This is a genomic window from Kocuria subflava, from assembly GCF_012163155.1.
In the GTDB taxonomy this organism is placed as follows: domain Bacteria; phylum Actinomycetota; class Actinomycetes; order Actinomycetales; family Micrococcaceae; genus Kocuria; species Kocuria subflava.
Genome location: NZ_JAAVUN010000020.1, coordinates 31,294 through 49,496, shown reverse-complemented (window position 1 = coordinate 49,496; position 18,203 = coordinate 31,294). Strand labels below are relative to the sequence as shown.

Below are 18,203 nucleotides of genomic sequence, written 5' to 3'. Positions count from 1 at the left end.
GAAGACCCGACCATGCCTCAGACCCCGTCGACAGTCGCCCTAGCGGCTTGACGAAAACCATAGAGGCACCCTCCCCTCCCCTGACGCCGAGTAGGCCGTTTGATCGCCCCTGCCTGACTCAGCAGCGATCAAACGGCCTATTCGGCGGAGAAGGTAAGGAGAGGGCAGCACAAAGCCCGGGGCACCAAGGCTCCCGGGCTGTGTGCTGAACGGCTGAGCCGATCAGATAGAGGAGGCTGCTCAGATGATGGAGGCGGCTCCGTTGCGGGCCTTCTCCAGGCGCTGGGCAACGTCCTCCCAGCTGACAACGTTCCACCAGGCCTTGACGTAGTCCGGCTTGACGTTCTGGTAGTCCAGGTAGAAGGCGTGCTCCCACATGTCCAGCTGCAGCAGCGGGATAGTGGCCACGGGGACACCGTTCTGCTGGTCGTACATCTGCTCGATCACCAGGTTGCCGGCAATGGGCTCGTAGGCCAGGATTGCCCAGCCGGAGCCCTGAATGGTGGTGGCAACGGCGGTGAACTGAGCCTGGAAGGCGTCAAAGGAGCCGAAGGCGTCGTCGATGGCGGAGGCCAGCTCGCCCTCGGGCTTGCCGCCACCGTCCGGGGACATGTTCTTCCAGAACACGGAGTGGTTGATGTGGCCACCCAGGTTGAACTGGAGGTCCTTGGAGAGCTTGGCGGCACCGGCGGAATCGCCGTTGGCGCGAGCCTCCTCCATCTTCTCCAGCGCGGTGTTGGCACCGGTCACGTAGGTGTTGTGGTGCTTGGAGTGGTGAAGCTCCATGATGCGCGCGGAGATGTGGGGCTCAAGAGCGGCGTAGTCGTAATCGAGCTCGGGGAGAACAAACTTCTCAGCCATAACAAAGCCTTCCTGTCTGAATCTGACTGTTCAATCCAAACGACTAGGGCCCCCGTAGGTCAAGGCCGTTCCGCCACCAGCGGAGGTTGCGTCACACAGGGTCAGAGCCGAGGAGCCCGCCGGGGGATGCACCGGATCCACGCCCATCCGTGGGCTTCCAGCAGCACGCCGTTGCGGAGGTCGATCTGGGTGTCCTCCTGCAGCAAGGTGGCCTTGGACTGGAAACCGGAGAGGGTTTCACCGGTCACGTACTGGCCCCAGTCGGAGAAGTTGGCCAGGCACAGCACCACGCTGCCGTCGGAGGAGGGGCGCTGGTAGCCCACCACGGGTTCGTTGCGGGTATCGAAGTCGATCACGGACTGACCGTCGAACTCCGGGGCTGCCGCGCGGACCTGGAGCATGCGGCGGATGGCCCCGTAGAGCCGCCCGGAAACGGAGAACAAGTCATGCCGGGAATCGATCAGGGCCTGCTCGACCCGCGGGCGGTGTGCCCATCGGGGGTCAAGCTCATGACCTGCCTCCAGGGACCATAGGGGGTCATCCAGAACCCCGAGTTCATCACCCAGCCACAGTTCCGGAACTCCACCCAGGGAGAAGGCCACGGCGTGGGCCAGCAGCACTCGGTCAGCACCTGGCCCGGGTTCGTGGCGGATCCCGGCCAGGGAGGCTGCCGTGCCGCACACGGCCGCACCGATCCGCCCGGAGCGTGACGGCACCGCCGGGTTGGTTGCAAAGGACCCCTGGTACCTACCCGAATAGAACTCCCCCAGGAACCGGCGGTGGGCATCCGGGTTCAGCCCGGCAGCGGTCACCACCTCATCGGAGAAGGACCACTGGAGAGCATCGTGGTTGCGCACCGGCTGCAGGTATCCCTTGCCGGCCAGTGGCGCTCCGTGGTTGCGGATCTCCTGCGCCAGCAAGGTGGCATCACGGGTGGCGATCGAACTCCAGATCAGAGCAGCCCGGTCCAGTCCCTCGGCCACCTGGATCCCGCCGTCCGTCACGCGGAGTTCAACGGGGTCATTGGATTCCAGGACCACGGACGGCGCCACGATCTGCAGGACGGTACCCAAGGTGCGCAGCACCTGCCGGCCCGCGGCCAGCACGTCCGGGGTCCCGGGCACGCCGCGCCACAGATGCCAGGGGGAGCCCACCCGCAGCACCTGGGCGCCCAGCCCTGCCACGTGCAGCATCTCCCCGGCCATGGCCACAAACACCCGCGGGTTGGTCCAGTCCAGGTCCCACTGGTGGGCGTGTTCGGAGGTCCGCACACGACGACGGTCGTGGGGATCCCCCGGCACCACACGTTCCCATGCCGGCCCTTGAGCCCACACGGAACGCTGAGCGGCGTCTCCCGTGGGGCCATCCGGCTGGATCCGGTAGAACTCCTCGAAGAACGAGTTGTGGCGGGCAGCGGCATTGGCCCACGGGTGATCCGGAGCAGTCCTGGAGAGCACCACGTCCAGCATCAGGGAGATGCCGTTCTCCTGCAGGCGTTGGCCCAGATCAGCCAGTTGCCCAATGCTTCCCATCTTGGGATTGGTTGAACGGTAGGAGGCCACGGAGAATCCGCCGTCGTCAAAGGACTCGGAGGCCAGGAACGGCGGCAGCAGACGCAAGTGGGTGACGCCCAAATCCTTGAGATACGGGATCCGCTGCTCAACACCCTGGAAGCCACCGGCCCACCGGTCCGCGTAGCAGGCACCCACCACCGCGTGGCGCGAGTCCCACCAGGGCGCCTGGTGCTCCCGGTCAGAGTCCATGCCGCGCAGGAAATCTGACCGCGCCAACCAGGAGCTGGCCAGCAGGGACCCCAGATCACCCACCACCAAAGCCAGTTCATCCGGGGCGATGTGCTGCCCGTAGAGCTGGAGCATGGAGCGAATAAGGGGCTCCAGATGCCGTTCCAAACGCCGATCGAATTCCGCGTGCTGAGCCTGTTGCCCCAACTCGATCTGCTGCATCCGCGCACGTGCCATGGAGATCAGGTCGTCCACGGAAGCGTGGTCGGAAGTCCCGGAGTCCACGGCGGACAACTGCGGGGCAAGAGAAGGCAGGGCGTGAATCGAATGCGGTCCGGACGGCAAGTCAGCACCGTCGGCCCCCGAGGCAGGCAGGAGGTGACCGAGGCTGAGCGGATCAGCTGTGGCCTCGAACTGCGCGTTCTGAGTGATGGTGACTCCCTGGATTCGGCCTGAAGCAGTCAAGAACTTCACGGCAAACCGAGCTCAGGATCGTCATTGACTCCGAGGAAAATTGCGTCTGGCAACACCGCCGCGCGTGAGTGGAGCAAATCGTGCCGGTCAGCAGCCAGTACCGAGGCTCATGATAGTGAAGCTCCCTGATTTTTGCAGGTCCTGGTCAAGGAGCCTTGTGGGACGGGTCTGTGGGTGGGGATTCTGTGGACTCAACAGCCCACGGAATCCTCACCCACAGATGATCCACAACCATCCACAGCCGTCTCCACAGAGTTCTCCACAGGCTGTGGGAAATGCTCAGGCGTCGGTGTACCCGTTGGCCTCCAGCCAGTCACGGGCAGCCTGCTGCGGATTGACCGAACCATCACCGGAAACGGACTGGTTGAGCTCAATCAGGTCCCGCGTGGTGAGCTTGGAGGAGAACTCGTTGAGGGCATCGGCTGCACCGTCAGGCAAGCGGTCCTCAGCAGCCAGGGGCAGAACCTGCTGAGCAATGAAGTTGTTCTCCGGATCCTCCAGAACCACCAGATCCTGCTGCTTGATGGCGGGGGTGGTGGTGAAGATGTTGGCCACGTCCACATCCCCACGGGTGAGAGCATCCACGGTCAGGGAGCCGCCGCCGTCGTTGATGGGTTCAAAGGACTGGGGCGTGCAGCCGTACTTGGACTCCAAACCGGGCAGACCGTAAGCACGTTCCTGGAACTCCGGCGGTCCGGCGATCACCAGCTGATCACAGACCTCGGCCATGTCCGCAATGCTGGTCAGGGAATACTCGTCCGCGGTCTGGCGGGTGACCACCATGGCGTCCTTGTTCTCTGCCTCAGAAGCCTCCAGTACGGTCAGCCCGTCCGGAAGGGCATCAGGGAGCGCATCCAGGATCTCCTCCCCGGAAGCTGCATCCGATTCCGGATCCACGTAGAGCAGCAGGTTCCCGGAGTAGTCCGGAACCAGGTCAATGGAACCGTCCTCCACCGCGCCGATGTATGCCTCACGCGCACCGATACCGGGCTCTGTGGAGGCCTCGATCCCGGCATCCCGCAGCACCCCTGCGTAGAGCTCCGCAATGATCTGCGATTCAGGGAAATCAGCTGACCCCACGGTCACGGTGCCGTCACCACCGCCGGAGGAATCGCCGTTCAAGGGGTCCGAACTGCCGCAGGCGCTCAAGGTCAAGACGCCCACTGCGGCAAGGGGCAGGGCCGCGCGGCGCCACACGGAGAGTCGGGGGCGGGAGGAGTTCTGGAGGGTGGCTTTCATGTTGTGCTCCTGAGGTGATTGCTGTGTGGTCAGTGTGCGGTGGTTCGCAGTCCAGGGGAGGTGACAGCGCGTTGCAGCGCCGCCAGAACGGCATCCGTGGCCAGTGCCAGAACGGCAACCAGCAGCACGGAACCGAGCATGCGGGAGTAGTCACGAACGGCCAGCCCGTCAATCAGATAACGGCCCAGCCCGCCCAGATTGATGTAGGCGGCAACAGTGGCAGTGGCAATCACCTGCAAGGCAGCATTGCGGATTCCGCCCATGGCCACAGGCAGGGCCAGCGGGACCTCCACACGGGTCAGGACCTGCGTGGGGGTCATGCCCTGGGCCTTGGCGGCATCCCGTACGGCCGGGGAAACCTCTGCCACACCGGCGTATGTTGCCGTCAGGATGGGCGGCACCGCCAGGATCACCAGGGCCAGAAGCGGCGGCACCAGGCCCAGTCCCATCAGCAGGGAGAACAGCGTCAGCAGACCCAGGGTGGGCAGCGCACGCAAGGCACCGGCCACCCCGATCACAGCCCCGGACCCGCGGCCCGTGTGCCCCACCAACATCCCCAACGGCACAGCGACGACGATCGCCACCACCATCACAATGCCCGAATACGCCATGTGTTCCAGGGCGCGCGCTGGAATGGCACCTGATCCGGACCAGTTGGTGGGATCCGTCAGCCATTGCCACATTCCGCTCAGCAGGTTCATGCCCCACCTCCCGTTGCAGCAATCCGCCGGGCGGATTCATCCGGATCCGGTGCAGTAGACGGCTGAGGGCCAGATGACGAGGTTCGCCGGGCGTCGTCGTGAGATGAATCCGCGGTGAGGCGCCCGGGGCGCTGCCACCGCGTGAGGTAGAGGCCCAGCAGCCGCAGCAACTGGTCCAGGCCAACGGCCAAGATCACCGTGAGCACCACACCCACCAGGATCTCCTCGGCAATGCTGCGGCGCAGACCGTCCGTGAACAACGTGCCCAAGGACTGAATGCCGATCACAGCGCCCACGGAGACCATGGAAATGTTGGCCACCAGCGCGGTCCGCACACCAGCCAACATGACGGGCACGGCCAGGGGAAGTTCCACGGCCCAGAAGCGCTGCCACTTGGTGTAACCCACCGCGGTGGCCGCCTGCAGAACGGAGCGGTCCACGGCGGCAAAGGCATCCGTGCAGGACCGGACCAGAATCGCGATCACGTAAATGGTGAGAGCCACGATCACGTTGATGATGGAGGTGATCCGAGTGCCCAGAACCACCGGAAGCAGCACAAAGAGTGTCAGGGAGGGGATCGTGTAGAGCAGAGCGGCGCCGTTGACCATCAGCGGGCGGATCAGACGTGAACCAGCCGCCAGACGGGCCAACGGAACCGAGATCAGCAGACCCAACACCACCGGCACCACGGACTGCATCAGATGGGTCCCGGTCAGACGCAGGACCAAATCCAGATTCTCCGGCAGCCACGTCATGAGCGGGACTCCCGTGCGGCCTCAATGGCGGTCATGATCTCCTGAGGCCGCAGCACCCCGCGCAATCTGCCGCGTTCATCCACTGCAACGGCCAGCCCGGACGGTGAGGACAGCGCCGCATCCAGAGCTTGGCGCAGGGAACCACCGGGACGGTACAAGGAGCCACCCACCCGGTGTGTGACCTGACCACCGGCAGGTTCTCCCCCTGAGGGCGGAATCCACCCCACGGGAGCTCCTGCCGCATCCACCTCCAAGGTCCACCCGTTGGCAACGGCGGCACTGGGACCTGTCTGGTGTGCAGCGGTGGAGCCACGGGAACCGCCGGAGCCGCCCGAGCCCATGGTTGGGGTGCCCAGCTCGGCAACCCGGCCCTGCGGGTCCAGGGTGAGCACGCCGGAGAGCGGGATGTCGCGGGAATCAAAGGACAGCGCCCGGAAGCCACGGTCCCGGCCCACAAAGTCGGAGACGAACTGATCGGCCGGTTCCCGCAGAACTTCCTCCGGAGTCGCGTACTGCGCCAACCGGCCACCGGTGGCAAACACGGCCACCCGGTCCCCCAGCAGAACGGCCTCATCCATGTCATGGGTGACAAAAACAATGGTCTTGTTCAAACGCTGCTTGAGATCCAGCAACTCGTTCTGCAGATCGGCACGCACCACGGGATCCACCGCGGAGAACGGTTCATCCATCAGAAGGATGGGCGGATCCGCTGCGAGCGCCCGGGCCACTCCCACGCGCTGCTGCTGGCCCCCGGACAGTTGCGCGGGGTAGCGCGAGCCCAGGGAGCGGTCCAGGCCAATAGTCTCCAGCAGCTCCTCAGCCCGCCGTTTGGAGTCACGTTTGGACTCCCCCAGCAACCGCGGAACAGTGCTGATGTTCTCCAGCACCGTGCGGTGTGGCATCAGTCCGGAAGCCTGCATGACGTAACCCATGGACCGGCGCAGCGCGGCCTCAGGCACGGAGGTGACATCCTGCCCGTTGACCTGGATCTGACCGCTGGTGGGCTCCACCATCCGGTTGATCATCCGCAGTGACGTTGTCTTGCCGCATCCTGATGGGCCCACGAACACCGTGAGGGACCCAACTGGTACGTCAAGATTGAGGTCATCCACGGCGGTGGTGCCGTCCGGGTAGACCTTGCGTACGTCGCGGAAGCTGATGGCGTTTTTGCCCATGGCAGGTTTTCCTGACCTCGATTGACTGGATCAGCCTATGCCATGCCTCGGACACCATCAGGTCACTTAACATTCGGCCCGGCTTGGGAGACGTATTCTTAGCGCATGATTTTGCACCACATGGAACTTTGCCACGGGGAGTTGGCCCTGTGAGCGGCGGTTTGATCGCCCTGCTCGACGACGTCGCAGCACTCGCCCGGGCATCTGCTGCCTCCCTTGACGACATCGGCGCCGCAGCTGGACGTGCCAGCGCCAAGGCGGCGGGCGTCGTCGTTGATGACACCGCGGTCACCCCGCAGTACGTCCGCGATGTGGACCCCCAACGCGAGCTGCCGATCATCTGGCGGATCGCCAAGGGATCCCTGTTCAACAAGCTGGTGATCATCCTCCCGATCGCCCTGCTGCTGAGCCAGTTCGCGCCGTGGGCGCTGACCCCCATCCTGATGCTGGGCGGTACTTACCTGTGCTTTGAGGGTGCGGAGAAGATCTGGGGTGCCATCTCCGGGCACGACAAACACATTGAGCCCGTGGTGGCGACCGACGACGCCGAGGCCGACGGCAAATCTGCCGAGGACAAAATGGTGGGCGGTGCCATCCGCACCGACCTGATCCTCTCAGCGGAAATCATGGTCATCTCCCTGAACGAGGTGGCCTCCGAGCCGATCTTCAACCGTGCCATCATTTTGGTGGTGGTGGCCATCGGCATCACCATCCTGGTGTACGGCGTGGTGGCTGCTCTGATCCGCATGGATGACATCGGCCTCAAGCTCGCCTCACGGAAGTCGGCCGGGGCCCAGAAGTTCGGGGAGTTCCTGGTGGCGGCCATGCCCAAGGTGCTGCAGGTCATTTCCGTGGTCGGCACCGTGGCCATGCTGTGGGTGGGTGGCCACATCATCCTGGTGGGCCTGCACGAACTCGGCTGGCACCCCATCTACAACTTTGTGCATCACGCCGCTGAGGCCGCCGCCCACGCCGTTCCGGTGTTGGCGGGGGCTGTGGCGTGGATCGTCAACACCTTCTTCTCCGCAGTGTTGGGTCTGGTGTGGGGCGCCGCCGTGGTGCTGGTGCTGGAAGGCGTGAAGGCACTGACCGGCCGCGGCAAGGACAAGTTGACCACCCGCCACCCGGCCTCCGGTCCTACCGGACGCCATGAGGCCACGGAACCGCAACCCCACCGCCACTGATCCCCCCACCTTCTCCGCCGAGTAGGCCGTTTGATCGCTGCTGACTGGGTCAGGGGCGATCAAAAGGCCTACTCGGCGGGGGAGGTCACCCATGGGCTGGGGAGGAGGTCACGCTCGGACGGAGGGGTGAGTCACTCCTGCTCGGCGAACTGCGTCTGGTAGAGCTCTGCGTAACGGCCGCCAGCGGCCAACAGCTCGGCGTGCGGGCCACGTTCCACCACCCGGCCACCTTCAATCACCAGGATCTGGTCCGCCTTGCGCACCGTGGACAGGCGGTGGGCAATCACCAGCGCGGTGCGCCCACTCATGGCCTCATCCAAGGCGGCTTGCACATGGGCCTCGTTGGTGGAGTCCAGCGCGGAGGTGGCCTCGTCCAGGATCACCACACGCGGGGCTGCCAGCAGCAGACGCGCGATGGTCAACCGCTGCCGTTCACCACCGGAGAGTCGGTAGCCACGTTCACCGATCACGGTGTCCAGGCCATCCGGCAGCTCCCCCACCACGTGGTCCATGCGGGCGCGGCGCAACGCGGACCACATGTGGTCGTCGGTGGCCTGCGGGTTGACCAGCGCCATGTTGGCTCTGATGGACTCGTGGAACAGGTGCCCGTCCTGGGTGACCATGCCCACGGTGTGGCGCAGCTGCTCGAAGGAGACGTCCCGCAGATCCACCCCACCCAGGCGCACGGCACCGGTGGTGGCGTCGTAGAGCCTGGGCACCAGGGAGGCGATGGTGGACTTGCCGGCACCGGAGGATCCCACCAGCGCCACGGTCTGACCCGGCTCCACGGTGAAGTCCACTCCGTGCAGAACCTGCTCGTTGGCGCGGTTGTCCAACACGGAAACATCCTCCAGGGAGGCCAGGGAGACGTCTTCGGCTGAGGGGTAGGTGAAGGCGACGTCGTCGAACTGCAGGGAGAGCGGGCCGCCCGGAATCGGGGCGGGATCCGCGCGTTCGGTGAGCAGGGGTTTGAGGTCCAGGACCTCGAACACACGCTCAAAACTGACCAGGGCGCTCATGATGTCCAGGCGGGCGTTGGCCAGCATGGTCAGCGGCGTGTAGAGCTGGCTGAGCAGCATGGCCAGGGTGACCACCTGACCGGCATCCAGGTTGCCCAGGATCGCCTGCACACCACCCACGCCGTACACCAGGGCCAGGGCGAGTGCGGACACCAAGGTCAAGGCCGTGACAAAAGTGGCCTGGAGCATGGCCACCCGCACGCCGATGGTCTTGACCCGGCCGGCGCGGGAGGCGAACTCGCCGGACTCGGAGCGGGGGTCACCAAAGAGCTTGACCAGGGTGGCGCCACCGGCGGAAAACCGCTCGGTCATCTGCGTGGACATGTCCGCGTTGTACTGGGCGGCTTCCCGCTGCAAATTGGCCAGTCGACCACCCACCAGGCGGGCAGGCACCAGGAAGATGGGCAAGAGCAGCAGGGACAACAACGTGACCTGCCAGGAGATGGTGAGCATCACACCGATGGTCAGCAGCACGGAGACCAGGTTGGAGACCACACCGGAGAGCGTGTTGGAAAAGGCTCGCTGAGCGCCGATGACGTCGTTGTTCAGCCTGGAGACCAGAGCGCCGGTCCGGGTGCGCGTGAAGAAGGCGATCGGCAAGGTCTGCACATGGTTGTAGACCGCCGTGCGCAGATCCAGGATCAAACCCTCACCAATGGTGGAGGACAACCAGCGGTTCAGAATCCCGAGTCCCGCGGTGGCAATGGCCACGACGGCAATGAGCACCGCGAGCCACACCACCAGATCCACCGGCCCGCCACCGGTGATGGCGTTGACCACGTCACCGGCCAGGATGGGGGTGATCACCCCCAGACCGGAGACCCCGATGGAGACCACCAGGAAAATCAACATCATCCGCCGGTGCGGGGCAGCAAAACGGAAGATTCGCGCCACGGTTTCCCGGGACACTCGACTGCCTTTGAATTCTTGTCCCCGGGTGGCGTTGTAGAGCAACGCCATGGGGGAATTGTGCATACTCACGCAGCCACTCTAGGGCTGCCCACAGGGGTCATCAGCCCGCTTTCGCAGTCGGCCGGGGAGGAAGTGGGGTGAGAATGATTACGGCAGGACTCAGCCGTTTTGAGGCTCGCCTGAGGTGGTGGCCTCCGCCAGGGACCGGCAGATTGCAGCCAGATGGCCCACCTGTTCGGCGGAGAGCTTGTCAAAGATGACCTTGCGGACGTGAGCCACGTGCGCCGGTGTCGCTTGTTCAACACACTCCATGCCGGCGTCCGTGAGGGTGGCCACCACAACACGCTTGTCACCGCCGTCGCCGTAGCGCTCCACCAGGTCGCGCGCCTCCAAACGGGTCACGATCCTGGACAGGCGGGACTGCGCGGTGAAGGTGGCAGCAGCCAGATCGGACATCCGGCGCTTGCGGTCGGGGGCCTCGGAAAGAATGGCCAGCACAAGGTATTCGGCAAAGCTCAATGATGAGTCTTCGATGAGCTGGCGCTCAATGGTTCCCGGCGTTTTGAACATGACTGAGATGAGACCCAACCATGCCTCACGCTCTTCTGGACTCAGCCACTGGGTTTCTGACATGAATGTAATCATACTGCCGAATATCTGTGTTCGACACGTCAACCAAGGCCCCCATCGGTACTTGCAGGAGCAATTGACAGCCTACTTCCCTTACCTGGCGGGGAACTCGATTCTGCGCACACCGCACGCGGGTATTGCCAGCTCCGGCGTGTCGCGGCGTGGCGCATCTCTGCCAGAATGTGGCCCATGGACGATCAGGGAACCTGGCCCACACCCCTGCCCCCGGAAGGCAGCACGGCCGAACGCGATTTCGACCGGCAGGTCATGGACGAATTGCGCTCCGACCCTCAAGCCCTCCGGCAAATCGGCGGCGTCAAGGGCAACGTGTGGATCGTCCTGGCACCTGTGATCGCCGTGATTTTACTGATTCCGGCGTGGATGCAGTGGCGTGCCACAGGCTCAGGGCTGTGGCTTGCGGTGATCGCCGCAATTCTGGTGGTGGCCACACTGGTTTGGGTCTCCCGCGTCAAGACCGTCATGGGCCAGGCCCGGCAGGTCCTGGGCTCACACCTGGTGGGTTCGGTGGGTTACGGGATCGGCGTGGTGCGCAGCATCCACTTCCCGGACTCCACCAACGACGACGACGCTGCAGCCGACCTCAGCTCAGACACTGATCTGGCCCAGGATGCCAGCCCACGCCCTGATGCCGAGCCGGATCCGCTGGTCTCCCGTGACGTGCACGCCTCCCAGGAAGAAGACCTTCCCGCAGACGTGCCCACCGTTGAGGTGGAACTGACCATGGCGGTCTCCCCCGTTCAGGGCAAGGGCTTCACGGCCACCCTGATCCAGCGCTACGCCACGGTGGATGCCCTCCGACTGGAAGCCGGCCAACACGGACCGGTGCGCTATCTGCGTAGGGATCCGGAGAACACCACGGCTGTGGAGACGCGCCTGGAGCCGGAAGCCGTGCAGAAGATCTACCGCGCAGCCGCCTTGAACTGACCTTGACCTGAACCAGCCTCAGGGCCGGGCCAGCGCCTGTTCCACCCGACGCCGCAGTTCCGGATGCAGATAGGGCTCCGCGGCCACCATCTCCGGCAGCAAAGACTGCTGCGTGGTGGCAGCACGGAAGGACTGGGACACGGTGATCCCGTGATCAGGGCGGAACTCCACGGTCAGATCCATCCCGGCCTTGACCTCACCGGCCTCCAGAACCCGCAGGTAGGCGCCGGTACGGGCACGCTGCGTGAAGGTCTTGACCCAACCCTGATGTTGCATCACGGCCGCAAACGTTCGGCATGGCGTGCGAGCGCCCGTGACCTGCAACCGGACCTCCCCAATGCGCCAGATCTCCCCCAGCAGGGCGGAGTCGACGTCGTAATCACCGATGGTGAGGTTCTCCCCAAAGGTGCCGGGAGGGATGGTGAGCCCCAGCTCCGATTCCCAGTGGTCCAACTCTTCCCGAGCGAAGGCATACACGGCTTGGTGTTCACCGCCGTGGTGGCGGTCATCCCCGATGTAGTCGCCAATCACACCCGATCCGGGGCCATCCCCGCGCATTCCGGGGTCACGGATCTCCACGGCGTGGTCCACCGGCCCCTTGTGAATGCCCGTGTCCAGACTGTTGGGCGCGGGATTCTGCTGCCTGCTGCCGGTGTTGACGCTCATGACCGTGCCGGATGACATCAGAGCCTCTTGGTGATCTTGGGGGAATCGCTGACCTTGACGGAATCACCCGACTGATCTGAGTCAGTGGGATCGGTGGCAGCGGAATCAACAGGCCGGGAGGCCCCGGAGTCTTTGCCGCCGGCCGCGGTGGAGGCGGAGCCCTGAGAACTGCGCCCACCCCGCGAGGCCGAGTTGCGCAACGCAGCCCGGGCGTTCTTGGCCTTGTCAGCAAAGGGATTCGACTTGACCGGCCCTTGTGCAGGGGCAGCCTCCGCATGACCTGAAGCGCTCACTGCAGCAGGCTGCTTGCCGCCAACCTTGCCCCGGTTGCGCTCAGCGACGGCGGAGGAGGAGGCTGCGGCGTCGTCGATCTGAACCACCGCAATGCCCACCACGTTCAGTGCCAAGCCCAGCAGACCCACCAGCCAGGCAAAAACCGTCCAGCCGATGCTGGCACACAGCAGGGCAAAGAAGATCAGGGCAAGTGAGGTCACCAGTGCGGGGGTCAGGCGGCGGAAGTCGAACTTCATGAATCCATTCCACCACACCCATGTGGACCAGATCCGGTGAAGGGCCGTGACTGGCCGGGAGGTTCGCCCTGGGCAGTACCGTGGAGGGCATGACCCTGGATGACCGTGTGCTTGACCTTGCCCGCTCCGCACGCACGGTGGCTGTGCTCTCCGGTGCCGGTGTTTCCGCGGAGTCAGGTGTTCCCACCTTCCGCACCCCGGAGACCGGGCTGTGGGCACGCTACTCCCCGCAGGAGCTGGCCACCCCGGAAGCTTGGGAGGCAGATCCAGAGGTGGTGTGGTCCTGGTACGTCCAGCGCGCCCGCATGGTGCGCGGCGTTCAACCCAACCCGGGGCATGTGGCCCTGACCACCTGGGCTCAGCGGGCCGCCGTGACCATCAGCACCCAGAACGTGGACGATCTCCACGAGCGCGCTGGTTCCCCGGTGTTGGCCCACCTGCATGGCTCCCTGTTCGACTTCCGGTGTGAACACTGTGGGCGGCCCGCGGATCAGTGGCAGATTGCGCAGTTGCGTCTGGATGCGCCGGTGGACCCGGACCCACAGCCGCTGGCACCACCTGAATGCCTGGAGTGTGACTCCCGGATCCGCCCCGGTGTGGTGTGGTTCGGGGAGGCGCTTCCCATGGATGCCTTCCAAGCTGCCGAGGAAGCCATGGCCGGGGCTGATCTGGTGCTGGTGGTGGGCACCTCCGGAATCGTGCAGCCGGCTGCCTCCCTCCCCCTGACCGCCCTGGGACTCGGGGTTCCGGTGGTGGAGATCAACCCGGAGCCCACCGAGTTCTCTGCCTACGCCGATTACGAGGTGCGGTTGCCCTCCGGCCAGGCACTGCCCCGGATGGTTGCCGCACTGTGAGGCCGTAGCTGCACTGTGAGGCCGTAGCTGCACTGTGTGAGACGGTTGCCGCACTGTGTGAGGCGGCTGCCGCTGCGTGAACACCCAGCCAGCTTGTGAACCTCATCAGGTAACGGTTGACTGGGTGCAAGGTTCACAACCTGCGGCTCAACCTGCCGCCTGATAGGAGCATTCATGACCGCCTCACCCGTTTCGACCATGAACGATGACCACACCATTCCCCAGCTGGGTTTCGGCACGTGGCAGGTGGAACCGGACGTGGCGCAGGCTTCCGTGGCCGCAGCTCTGGAAACGGGGTACCGGCACATTGACACCGCCGCGATCTACGGCAACGAGGAAGGCGTGGGTCGCGCTCTTGCTGAGTCCGGCCTGGACCGGCAGGAGATCTTCCTGACCACCAAGCTGTGGAACCAGGACCAGGGTTACGACTCCGCCTTGAAGGCCATGGACCAGTCCTTGCAGCGGCTGGGAACCGATTACGTGGACCTCTACCTGATTCACTGGCCCTGCCCCGCCAACGGTCTCTACCGGGACAGCTGGGAAGCCCTGGTTGAACTGCGCAACAGTGGGCGGGCCCGGTCCATCGGAGTCTCCAACTTCCCGGCCCACCTGGTGGAGGAGCTGGTGAACAGCGGCGTGACCCCTGCCGTCAACCAGATCGAGCTGCACCCCTACTTCCCGCAGGTGGAGTTGCGCGCTGCCAATGCTTCCCACGGTGTGCTCACGGAGGCATGGTCGCCGCTGGGCCAGGGTGGGGAGGTCCTCACGGATCCCACGGTCACGGAGATTGCTGAGGAAGTGGGTGCCACCCCCGCTCAGACCGTGCTGGCGTGGCAGTTGGCCATCGGCAACATCGTGTTCCCCAAGTCCGTCACCCCGGAGCGCATCCGGGAGAACTGGGGTGCGTTGCAGGTGACCCTGGACGAGGAACAGTTGGAGCGTCTGACCGAGCTCGGGCGTGACAACGGCCGCCTGGGCCCGGATCCCATGGAGTTCAACTGAGTCGGTGTCCACTGACAGGGTCTTTCACGCTTCGGTACTACGAAACGTGAACCACTCGTAAGCTGTCGGGGGTGGTGTCTTCACGGCACCACCCCCTCCGCATCCCATTTCCAGGACCCGCCATCCGGGGCCCACACCACATCGGAGCGCCCCTCATGGCACCCAGCACCACCTCCTCCTCCGCTTCAACACCGGAGCCCACGACGCCGCACGAACCGGCCACCGAGCACACGGAGTTGCCCTGGGACAGCAGTTCCACGGGTCGTCGTCGTGCAGCTCCGGAGCAGGAGAACGGGCGGCGCGGCCCCACGTGGCTGCGCATCCTGTTGCCCGCCTTCGCCTTGCTGGCCTGGGTTGTGGTGATTGGTTTGGGTGGCCCGTTCTTTGGCCGCATCAGCGAGGTGGTGGAGTCCAGCCAGTCCTCGTTCCTGCCGGAGACGGCGGAGTCCACCCAGGTTTCCAACCGGGCGGACGACTTTGTGGAGGACCCCTTTGTCCCGGGTGTTGCCGTGATGCAGCGCGACGGCGGTCTGACGGAGGATGACCGGGACTGGGCTGAGAACCTCAGCGAATCCCTGGTGGATGCAGGACTCGCGGAGGAGACCGCCTCCCCGCCGGTGGAGTCCGAGGACGGCAAGGCCCTGCAAGTCTTTGTCCCCATGAATGAGAACACCTATGACGAGCAGGTTTCCGACCTCCGTACGGAAATGCAGGACACCGCACCGGAGGGCCTGAACACGTACGTCACCGGCCCGGCGGGATTCGCCACTGAGCTGGCCGAGGGCTTTGCGGGCATTGACGGGATCTTGCTGCTGGTGGCACTGGCTGTGGTGTTCGTGATCCTGGTGATCGTCTACCGCTCCCCGCTGCTGCCGGTGATTGTGCTGATCACGGCCATGGCGGCCCTGTGCGCAGCCATCATTGTGGTCTACCTAACGGCGCAGGCCGGGCTGATCCAGATTGACGGCCAGGTCCAGGGCATTCTGTTCATCCTGGTGGTGGGTGCCGCCACGGACTACTGCCTGCTCTACACGGCCCGGTACCGGGAAGCGTTGAGGGAGGACCGCAGCAAGGCCACCGCCACCCGCACTGCCATTCGCGGCACCATTGAACCGGTCCTGGCCTCCGGCTCCACCGTGATCGCCGGGTTGTTGTGCCTGCTGTTCTCCGACCTGGGCTCCACCAAGGCGCTGGGACCGGCGGCCGCCACGGGCATTGCGTTCTCCATGCTGGCGGCACTGACGTTCCTCCCGGCCGTGCTCTACGTACTGGGGCGGGCAGGGTTCTGGCCCTCGCGCCCCAAGTACGATCCCAACCGGCCCGACGCCGTGCGCGTGGTGGACCCCGGTGGTGTGGACGGCCTTCCCACGGTCACGGGCAAGGGCCTGTGGGCCGGCATCGGCCGGTTTGTGGCCCGCCGGTTCCGGGTGGTGTGGATTGTTGCCACCATTGCTCTGGTGGCCATGGCGGCCTTTGCCCCAACCCTGCAGGCCTCCGGCCTCAAGCAGTCAGAAACCTTGATCGGGGACTCCCCTGCCTCCGATGGCCAGGACGCCCTGTCCGCGCACTTCCCGGGTGGCACGGGCTCACCCATCACCGTGATCGCACCGGATGGCACCCAGGACCAGGTGGCTGAACGGGCCGAAGAGCTGGAGGTGACCGACTCCGTGGCGGTGACCGCCAACGATTCGCCGTCCGGCTCCCTGCCTCTGGGCACTGCTGCTGAAGAGCAGGCGCAGCAGTTCCAGGGTGCACCTGATGGCGCCAACCCGTTTGCCGGCGTGGAGCCCACAGTTTCTGACGGTGACGTCCAGATTCAGATCACCACCACGGTGGCACCTGACGCGGATGAAGCCCAGGAAGCCGTGACTCAGTTGCGCACGGAGCTCAAGGACGTGGATTCCAGCATCATTGTGGGCGGGGAAACGGCCAGCAGCATGGACACCCAGGCCGCTTCCATCCACGACCGCAACCTGATCATCCCCATCATCCTGGTGGTGGTGACCATCATCCTGATGCTGTTGCTGCGCTCCGTTCTGGCACCGGTACTGCTGATCATCCTGACGGTGATCTCCTTTGCCTCCGCCCTGGGTGTTTCAGCACTGCTGTTCAACCATGTGTTCAACTTCCCCGGATCTGACGCCTCCGTACCCCTGTACGCCTTCGTGTTCCTGGTGGCCTTGGGCATCGACTACAACATCTTCCTGATGTCGCGGGTGCGGGAAGAGTCCTTGGAGCACGGAACACGGGCCGGGATCCTGCGGGGCCTGGTGCTCACCGGTGGTGTAATCACCTCGGCGGGTGTGGTGTTGGCCGCCACCTTTGCCGCCCTGGCCGTGATCCCCATTGTGTTCATGGTCCAGCTGGCGTTCATCGTGGCCTTTGGCGTGCTGCTGGATGCGTTGCTGGTCCGCTCCCTGCTGGTGCCGGCCCTGACCTACGACATGGGCCGGATCATCTGGTGGCCCTTCCACCGTAGGATCGACCGCTGAGACCCCCCTCCCCCTCATACGCCGAGTAGGCCTTTTGATCGCCCCTGGGTCAGTCAGCAGCGATCAAAAGGCCTACTCGGCGTATGAGGGTGGGATCAGGCGGCGTTGTGCCGGATGACGGGGATCTCCTCGGTGACGGGGCCGTCGTCGTAATCCCTGGCGGTGACGGAAAGGTCCGCGGTGGTCTGGGGCGCCGGCTGGTGGGTTTGCGCGTAGGCCACGCTGCGGTCGGGGCTGCGGTAGTTGAGCTTGCGTTCGCTCTGGTTCAGGTCCCACCCGAAGGTCTGCGCCATGGCGGGCACGGCCCGGTTGGCCACACCGCACCCCAACGCGATGCCTGCCCAAGCCACGGGTGCTGCGGCCAGAACATCCAGCAGGTAGGCCGAGGAACCGACCAATGTGGCAGCGGCAACCAGCAGCGTCACGCCGCCACCAATGGCCAACAGCAGAGTGGCCTTGGCGTGATGACGTGCAGTCACCAGCAGGGCCAAGGTGATCACCACCGCGCCGCACACCGCACCGGCGGGCATGGACGACGCCGTCTCAGCAGCAGTCAACGTTTCCCCCGGGATCACCGGCGCCGGCCGGGACACGATCTGCTGGGTCATGAAGCACACCGTGGAAGCGACGACGGCGATCACCGCAAAACCGGCAGCATCCCGAGCGGACCGGCGGATGACCACCAACCAGGCGGTCAAAGCGGCGATCACGGCAAAAATCATGGGTGCACTGAACGCGCCGTGCACAAAGTTGGCAGCGGCCAACATCATGGAAGAACGCACGGGTTCGAGTGCTGCGAGGACCTGCGATTCAGCGGCACCGACCTGCGGGGTGAAGCTGATGATCCGTCCCACCGTTCCGATTGCCAGGATGACAATCAGCGGGATGATGACCCAGTGCTCCAGCTGCGGCAGTCGCCACGTCGTGCGGTCCGGCGAGGGGGAAGTGTTCTGCGCCGGGGAAGACATTCTTCGATTGTGGCATCAGTTGCGAAAATCTCTAAACGCCACGTCGAAGTTGAA

General features: G+C 64.9%; 16 protein-coding genes. 5 read left to right on the top strand and 11 right to left on the bottom strand.

Translation table 11 applies throughout. The features are described 5' to 3' along the window. Positions 1-240: 240 nt before the first annotated feature. The 6 genes from GTW58_RS10240 to GTW58_RS10215 form a co-directional block, all read right to left on the bottom strand. Positions 241-861 carry a superoxide dismutase gene (locus tag GTW58_RS10240; RefSeq protein WP_047692541.1) on the bottom strand — a complete coding sequence of 207 codons (621 nt, stop codon included), beginning with the start codon at positions 859-861 and terminating at the stop codon, positions 241-243. Positions 862-962: 101 nt separating this feature from the next. After that, positions 963-3,068 (bottom strand): alpha-amylase family glycosyl hydrolase, encoded by a 2,106-nt coding sequence (locus GTW58_RS10235; protein WP_157980529.1) that lies wholly within the window; start codon positions 3,066-3,068, stop codon positions 963-965. A 288-nt stretch (positions 3,069-3,356) separates the two neighbouring features. After that, positions 3,357-4,316, bottom strand: a complete 960-nt coding sequence (locus tag GTW58_RS10230; protein WP_119933368.1) for an ABC transporter substrate-binding protein — start codon at positions 4,314-4,316, stop codon at positions 3,357-3,359. Between the two features lie 29 nt (positions 4,317-4,345). Next, positions 4,346-5,017: an ABC transporter permease gene (locus tag GTW58_RS10225; protein WP_119933367.1), complete on the bottom strand. Its 672-nt coding sequence runs from the start codon at positions 5,015-5,017 to the stop codon at positions 4,346-4,348. Beyond that, positions 5,014-5,772, bottom strand: a complete 759-nt coding sequence (locus GTW58_RS10220) for an ABC transporter permease (protein WP_047689860.1) — start codon at positions 5,770-5,772, stop codon at positions 5,014-5,016. The genes GTW58_RS10225 and GTW58_RS10220 overlap by 4 nt, the downstream gene beginning before the upstream one ends. Next, a complete protein-coding gene (locus GTW58_RS10215) occupies positions 5,769-6,947 on the bottom strand; it encodes an ABC transporter ATP-binding protein (protein WP_047689862.1) in 1,179 nt (392 codons plus the stop codon). Before GTW58_RS10215 ends, GTW58_RS10220 begins: the two co-directional genes overlap by 4 nt. Before the next feature lie 149 nt (positions 6,948-7,096). Here GTW58_RS10215 and GTW58_RS10210 point away from each other — a divergent pair, with 149 nt between their 5' ends. Continuing rightward, positions 7,097-8,131, top strand: a complete 1,035-nt coding sequence (locus GTW58_RS10210) for a DUF808 domain-containing protein (RefSeq protein ID WP_119933366.1) — start codon at positions 7,097-7,099, stop codon at positions 8,129-8,131. Positions 8,132-8,262: 131 nt separating this feature from the next. On the opposite strand, the gene GTW58_RS10205 is transcribed toward GTW58_RS10210, so the two are convergent. Then, entirely contained in the window at positions 8,263-10,125 is a 1,863-nt protein-coding gene (locus GTW58_RS10205; RefSeq protein WP_047689865.1) for an ABC transporter ATP-binding protein, read from the bottom strand. Between the two features lie 96 nt (positions 10,126-10,221). Then, complete coding sequence (locus tag GTW58_RS10200; RefSeq protein WP_119933365.1) at positions 10,222-10,695, bottom strand: MarR family winged helix-turn-helix transcriptional regulator; 474 nt, start codon at positions 10,693-10,695, stop codon at positions 10,222-10,224. Positions 10,696-10,881: 186 nt separating this feature from the next. On the opposite strand from GTW58_RS10200, the gene GTW58_RS10195 reads away from it, so the two are divergent. Further along, positions 10,882-11,637, top strand: coding sequence for a hypothetical protein (locus GTW58_RS10195; RefSeq protein ID WP_047689870.1), 756 nt, complete (start codon positions 10,882-10,884; stop codon positions 11,635-11,637). 18 nt (positions 11,638-11,655) lie between these two features. Here the strand turns inward: GTW58_RS10195 and GTW58_RS10190 are convergent, their stop codons facing one another. Both GTW58_RS10190 and GTW58_RS10185 read right to left on the bottom strand, forming a co-directional pair. Continuing rightward, positions 11,656-12,321, bottom strand: coding sequence for an MOSC domain-containing protein (locus GTW58_RS10190; RefSeq protein ID WP_119933364.1), 666 nt, complete (start codon positions 12,319-12,321; stop codon positions 11,656-11,658). Then, positions 12,321-12,833 carry a hypothetical protein gene (locus GTW58_RS10185; RefSeq protein WP_047689875.1) on the bottom strand — a complete coding sequence of 171 codons (513 nt, stop codon included), beginning with the start codon at positions 12,831-12,833 and terminating at the stop codon, positions 12,321-12,323. Before GTW58_RS10185 ends, GTW58_RS10190 begins: the two co-directional genes overlap by 1 nt. An 89-nt stretch (positions 12,834-12,922) precedes the next feature. Here GTW58_RS10185 and GTW58_RS10180 point away from each other — a divergent pair, with 89 nt between their 5' ends. From GTW58_RS10180 to GTW58_RS10170, 3 genes are all read left to right on the top strand, one after another. Beyond that, positions 12,923-13,687 carry an SIR2 family NAD-dependent protein deacylase gene (locus tag GTW58_RS10180; RefSeq protein WP_047689879.1) on the top strand — a complete coding sequence of 255 codons (765 nt, stop codon included), beginning with the start codon at positions 12,923-12,925 and terminating at the stop codon, positions 13,685-13,687. Positions 13,688-13,861: 174 nt separating this feature from the next. After that, positions 13,862-14,689 (top strand): aldo/keto reductase, encoded by an 828-nt coding sequence (locus GTW58_RS10175; RefSeq protein WP_047689882.1) that lies wholly within the window; start codon positions 13,862-13,864, stop codon positions 14,687-14,689. 155 nt (positions 14,690-14,844) lie between these two features. Next, entirely contained in the window at positions 14,845-17,181 is a 2,337-nt protein-coding gene (locus tag GTW58_RS10170; RefSeq protein WP_119933363.1) for an MMPL family transporter, read from the top strand. A gap of 95 nt (positions 17,182-17,276) precedes the next feature. Here GTW58_RS10170 and GTW58_RS10165 read toward each other — a convergent pair whose 3' ends face one another. After that, positions 17,277-18,149: a hypothetical protein gene (locus tag GTW58_RS10165; RefSeq protein WP_052209495.1), complete on the bottom strand. Its 873-nt coding sequence runs from the start codon at positions 18,147-18,149 to the stop codon at positions 17,277-17,279. Positions 18,150-18,203: the final 54 nt, after the last annotated feature.

What these genes read in the sequence shown, in the direction of transcription:
- GTW58_RS10240 (WP_047692541.1), bottom strand. Translation starts at nt 861, where the DNA reads ATGGCTGAGAAGTTTGTTCTCCCCGAGCTCGATTACGACTACGCCGCT.
- GTW58_RS10230 (WP_119933368.1), bottom strand. Translation starts at nt 4,316, where the DNA reads ATGAAAGCCACCCTCCAGAACTCCTCCCGCCCCCGACTCTCCGTGTGG.
- GTW58_RS10225 (WP_119933367.1), bottom strand. Translation starts at nt 5,017, where the DNA reads ATGAACCTGCTGAGCGGAATGTGGCAATGGCTGACGGATCCCACCAAC.
- GTW58_RS10220 (WP_047689860.1), bottom strand. Translation starts at nt 5,772, where the DNA reads ATGACGTGGCTGCCGGAGAATCTGGATTTGGTCCTGCGTCTGACCGGG.
- GTW58_RS10215 (WP_047689862.1), bottom strand. Translation starts at nt 6,947, where the DNA reads ATGGGCAAAAACGCCATCAGCTTCCGCGACGTACGCAAGGTCTACCCG.
- GTW58_RS10205 (WP_047689865.1), bottom strand. Translation starts at nt 10,125, where the DNA reads ATGCACAATTCCCCCATGGCGTTGCTCTACAACGCCACCCGGGGACAA.
- GTW58_RS10200 (WP_119933365.1), bottom strand. Translation starts at nt 10,695, where the DNA reads ATGTCAGAAACCCAGTGGCTGAGTCCAGAAGAGCGTGAGGCATGGTTG.
- GTW58_RS10195 (WP_047689870.1), top strand. Translation starts at nt 10,882, where the DNA reads ATGGACGATCAGGGAACCTGGCCCACACCCCTGCCCCCGGAAGGCAGC.
- GTW58_RS10190 (WP_119933364.1), bottom strand. Translation starts at nt 12,321, where the DNA reads ATGTCATCCGGCACGGTCATGAGCGTCAACACCGGCAGCAGGCAGCAG.
- GTW58_RS10185 (WP_047689875.1), bottom strand. Translation starts at nt 12,833, where the DNA reads ATGAAGTTCGACTTCCGCCGCCTGACCCCCGCACTGGTGACCTCACTT.
- GTW58_RS10180 (WP_047689879.1), top strand. Translation starts at nt 12,923, where the DNA reads ATGACCCTGGATGACCGTGTGCTTGACCTTGCCCGCTCCGCACGCACG.
- GTW58_RS10175 (WP_047689882.1), top strand. Translation starts at nt 13,862, where the DNA reads ATGACCGCCTCACCCGTTTCGACCATGAACGATGACCACACCATTCCC.
- GTW58_RS10170 (WP_119933363.1), top strand. Translation starts at nt 14,845, where the DNA reads ATGGCACCCAGCACCACCTCCTCCTCCGCTTCAACACCGGAGCCCACG.
- GTW58_RS10165 (WP_052209495.1), bottom strand. Translation starts at nt 18,149, where the DNA reads ATGTCTTCCCCGGCGCAGAACACTTCCCCCTCGCCGGACCGCACGACG.